We start from the raw sequence: 649 nt of genomic DNA, 5'->3' as shown, positions 1-649 counted from the left end.
AAGCCCAATGATGCTCGGCCAACAAACGTCGCACGGTTGGCGCGACCTGATTTTCGATGTTAGTGGCGGCGGCGCAACACCAGCAAAACATGTCATGCAATACACTGGCGTAAGCTACCCTCTGAACCCGAGCATGGCACCAACAGCCACACCAGGACAAATCAGTGGTGTTCGTCTGTTCTCGGATGGTATTAGCCCAGTGCGTGAAGGGGTTCGACTGTAATGTCACAACCGTGTCCCCATTGCGGTTTTCAGTTCAACTGTATTTGCTCGCTGGTGCCTAAACTCACCAGCAAGCACGACATACTGCTATTGATGCACCCAAATGAGCTAACTCGTGACACCAATACGGGCCAGCTATTACAGCATTGCCAACTCAACGTCGAGCAAGCAATCTGGGATCGCAAACAACCACCAGCAGAGTTGCTCACTCGCTTGGCTGATCCATCACTGTACCCGGTGATTCTATTCCCAAGTGAAGAAAGCGTCACACTCGAACATGTGGAAATGCAAAGCCAGCAACAAGCCAAAATGCCGCTGTACATTATTTTGGATGCCACTTGGCAAGAAGCACGCAAGATGATCAATAAGAGTCGCTGGCTAGAAGGTATCCCTACCATGGGACTTTCCGCACTCGCCGATTCTCAAT

The 649-nt window shown here is 50.8% G+C and carries 1 protein-coding gene and 1 pseudogene; both read left to right on the top strand.

Annotated features, from left to right (window positions below):
• A pseudogene (locus tag R7190_RS28185) lies at positions 1–223 on the top strand (hypothetical protein); the annotation flags it as partial.
• Positions 223–649: tRNA-uridine aminocarboxypropyltransferase (locus tag R7190_RS28180; RefSeq protein ID WP_318137967.1), on the top strand; the 427-nt coding region annotated here is incomplete at its 3' end. The pseudogene R7190_RS28185 and the gene R7190_RS28180, both read left to right, overlap by 1 nt.

It is taken from the genome of Vibrio sp. 1078-1, assembly GCF_033340475.1.
The sequence above is the reverse complement of the archived record's forward strand: the minus strand, read 5'-3'. Positions and strand labels throughout refer to the sequence as shown.